General features: G+C 59.5%; 3 protein-coding genes. 2 read left to right on the top strand and 1 reads right to left on the bottom strand.

The window, feature by feature from the left end; all coding sequences use genetic code 11:
• The coding region (locus tag JNM42_RS16240) for a hypothetical protein (RefSeq protein WP_294272534.1) at positions 1-787 on the top strand (787 nt) is incomplete at its 5' end.
• 54 nt (positions 788-841) lie between these two features.
• Here the strand turns inward: JNM42_RS16240 and JNM42_RS16235 are convergent.
• Positions 842-1,249 (bottom strand): hypothetical protein, encoded by a 408-nt coding sequence (locus JNM42_RS16235; protein ID WP_294272533.1) that lies wholly within the window; start codon positions 1,247-1,249, stop codon positions 842-844.
• Between the two features lie 66 nt (positions 1,250-1,315).
• On the opposite strand from JNM42_RS16235, the gene JNM42_RS16230 reads away from it, so the two are divergent.
• A partial coding sequence (locus JNM42_RS16230; protein ID WP_294272530.1) for an ankyrin repeat domain-containing protein occupies positions 1,316-3,834 on the top strand: 2,519 nt, incomplete at its 3' end.

Here is a 3,834-nt window from a genome sequence, read left to right as displayed (position 1 = left end):
CGCGCGCTGCACTCCCATTCAGCTGCTGCCAGAATCGTCGGGAAGGATTTATACTTCGATAGGAGCTGCTGGCAGTGAATCGGGCCAGACGATGCCCTCGCGGGTGTCGCTGCCTCTCACACTGGACGGGCGTTCCGAGTTGCTGATACTGCCCAGTTATCTGCAGGGGATGCCGCTCAACGCCAAGAGCGATACCCAATGGCTGCTCGACTGGTCGATGCCGCTGACCAGCCTGGTCGCCGGGATGTATCGCTTGACCCGCATTCGCCCCAACAGCGAAGAGCGCATCACGGTCTCCTCATCGACCGATCCGCTCGCTGAATTCTCACTGCTCGATGTTCCGACGGGTTCTGCACTGGTCCTGCAGCCTAGCTGTCTGGTCGGCATCGTCCAGACCCGCGGCGAACAGATGAAGATCACCCGCCACTGGCGGTTCGGCAGTCTCGGTGCCTGGCTGACCCTGCAGTTCCGCTACATCGTCTTCCATAGCCCGGCAAAACTGATCGTCAAGGGCTGTCGTGGGGTGCGTGTCGAGCCGGCCACCAGCGGGCGGACGGTCAATCAGGCAGCCACGCTCGGTTTCAGCGCCAACCTGAACTATTCGGTGGCACGTAACGAGACCTTCTGGTCGTACTACTTCGGCGAGCGGGAACTTTTCAACGACAGTTGGGCCGGCGATGGTTGCTGCGTCCATGCCGAGACACCGAATCCTGGCGATCGATCCGGACTATTTGGGCGAGGCATTCAGGGGATTGTGGATACCTTCTTGAAGATTTTCGGTATCTGATGGCACGGGGAAACAAACACGAAAACAGGGAACCGATTATATGCCTCGCCCACTTTAATATTGGCGAAGGCAGCCACACCCAGGGTCATATCTATACTGGTAAGTCGGGGGTGCTGGCACGTAAACAGGCGGCTGGACGTAATAAGGCTGTTGAACGTAAACTGGGGGCTGTACGTTAACCGTCGGCTGTTGCTGATAATAAACCGGGGCCGGCTGGGCAGAGGCCGCGCCAATAAGTGCACCGCCCAGCACCCCTACACCCACCGCCGTCCACAACTGGCTGCTGCTGTAGTAATTGCCGTGGTAAGCACCGTAATTGTTGTGCTTGTATCCGTAGTTGTTGTACCCGTTATGCTGGTATCCGTGGTGACGCCCTCCCGCCAACGCTTCAGTTGAGCAAAGCGGAGCCGCCATGATAACGATGAGCGCGGTGCCTACCAGTTTTCTCAGGCTGTTGTTCATGGGGACACTCCTCTGAAAGCGACAAATCGTTAAACGTATCTACTGGCCGCTGGTTGACGAAAAAAGATGAAGATTCTCGAATATACCGGCCTGGACACCTCGCGTGTCAAAGCCAGCTATCGCAAGGTGGCTGATGCCATCGCACGTCACGACTTCCGCGCCGCCCAGGTCAAGAAGCTGGCCAACCTCAGCCACGGCAAGTTCTACCGGGCCAAGCTCGACGCTGCCGACCGCCTGCTGTTTTGCCTGATTCGTCACGGTGACGAGGTCTGTGCCCTGATGCTGGAAGTGATCGCCAATCATGACTACGACAAGTCGCGCTTTCTGCGGGGCGCTGCTATCGACGAGAGCAAGATAGCCGACATCGACGCCGATGAAGCCATCCGGGAAGCCCAGCCGGTGCGCTACCTGCACCCCGAGCGCACCGCCATTCATCTGCTCGACAAGCCCATCTCCTTCGACGACACGCAGGACGCCATCTATCGCCAGCCAGCGCCGCTGATCGTTGTCGGCAGCGCCGGAAGCGGCAAGACCGCACTGACCCTGGAAAAGCTGAAACATGCCGAGGGCGAGGTTCTTTACGTCACCCACTCCAGCTATCTGGCGCAGAGCGCCCGCGATCTGTATTACGCCAACGGTTTCGAGCACAGCGGGCAGGACGCCGTGTTCCTCTCTTACCGAGAGTTCGTCGAGTCGATCCACGTTCCGTCGGGTCGGGAAGCCACCTGGCGCGACTTCGCCGGCTGGTTTGCGCGTATGCGGCAGTCCTTCAAGGCGTTCGACGGCCATCAGGTCTTTGAGGAAATTCGCGGCGTGCTTGCCGCAGGGGCCGGCGGAATTCTGTCGCTGGACGAGTACCGCGCACTCGGCGTACGCCAGTCCATTTTTCCCGTCGACCAGCGCGAAACGCTATACGAACTGTTCGAGAAGTATCGCACCTGGCTGAGCGAGGCCAAGCTCTACGACCTCAATCTGGTCGCTCAGGAATGGCAGGCGCTGGCCGCGCCACGCTACGACTTTGTGGTCATCGACGAAGTGCAGGACATCACCACGGTGCAACTGGCGCTGGTGCTGAAGACCTTGAAGAAGCCGGGTCACTTCCTTCTGTGCGGAGATTCCAACCAGATCGTCCATCCCAACTTCTTCTCCTGGAGTCAGGTCAAAAGCCTGTTCTGGAAAGACCACAAGCTCGCCGAACGGCAGGAACTGCGCGTGCTCACCGCCAACTTCCGCAACGGGCTGGAGGCCACGCGCGTCGCCAACCAGTTGCTCAAAATCAAGCAGCGGCGTTTCGGCTCGATCGACCGTGAAAGCAATTTTCTTGTGCAGGCGGTCGGCGGCGAGGCCGGGCAAGTCGCGCTGATGCCGGACAAGGACGCCACCAAGCGCGAGCTTGACCAGAAGATTCGCCAATCCACCCAGTTCGCCGTGCTGGTGATGCGCGACGAAGACAAGAGCGAAGCGCGAAAGCACTTCGCCACCCCCTTGCTGTTTTCCATTCATGAAGCCAAGGGACTCGAATACGAGAACATCGTCCTCTACCGCTTTATCTCCGATCACCGTGCCGAGTTCAGCGACATTGTCGAAGGCGTTGCCAGGACCGATCTGGCCATGGAGACGCTCGATTACCGGCGGGGCAAAGACAAGAACGACAAGTCGCTGGAGGTCTACAAGTTATTCGTCAATGCCCTCTATGTGGCGCTGACGCGCGCCATCAGGAATATCTACGTCATCGAGTCGGATACCGGGCATCCGCTCTTCGGGCTGCTCGACATGAACCTCGGCCAGGTCACGGTCGAGGCCAGACAATCGAGCCTCGAAGACTGGCAGAAAGAAGCGCGCAAGCTGGAATTGCAGGGCAAGCAGGAACAAGCCGAAGCCATTCGCCGCAGCATCCTGAAACAGACGCCCGTACCGTGGCCGGTATTCAACGAAGCGAAGATCAACGAACTGCTGATCAAGGTGTTTCGCGAACAGGCGCCCGGTGGCAAGATGAAGCAGCAGCTTTACGAGTACGCCACCTGCTTTGACGAACCGGAACTGGCGGAATGGCTGCTCAAGGAGGCGAAATTCGAGCAGGCGAAACACCTGGCGCAGCAGCGCCTGACGCTCGGACGCAAGACCTACGTGACTTACTTCGCCAGCCATTTCAAGGACATCCTGAAACAATGCCGCGAGCACGGTATCGAGCATCGTCTGCCGATGAACCAGACGCCGCTGATGGCCGCTGCGGCCGCCGGCAACGTGCCGCTGGTGGACGCCTTGCTGGAGCTCGGCGCCGACCGCGAGGCGGTCGATCACTATGGCTATAACGCCCTGCATTGGTCGATGCGCGAAGCCTTCCGCGATCCGAAATTCGCCCGAGGCGCGTTTGCCGCCCTTTACGAAATCCTCGCCCCGGCCAGCGTTGACGTGAATACCGGCGAGCGGCTGGTGCGAATCGACCGGCACCTGTCCGAATACTTCATCTTCCAGACGCTATGGGTACTGTTCAAGTCGCGCTTCACCCACTGGCAGCGCAAGGCCAACGGCGCCTTCGAGACGCAGGCCATTCTGGAGGCATGGCAGCATCTGCCGGCCAATGT

Origin of the sequence: Propionivibrio sp., from assembly GCF_016790145.1 — a bacterium.
Lineage (GTDB): Bacteria > Pseudomonadota > Gammaproteobacteria > Burkholderiales > Rhodocyclaceae > Propionivibrio.
This window is presented reverse-complemented; position numbering and strand designations above follow the sequence as displayed.

Bases quoted from the DNA above. Each gene is read 5' to 3' on its own strand.
- JNM42_RS16235 (WP_294272533.1), bottom strand. From the start codon at position 1,249: ATGAACAACAGCCTGAGAAAACTGGTAGGCACCGCGCTCATCGTTATC.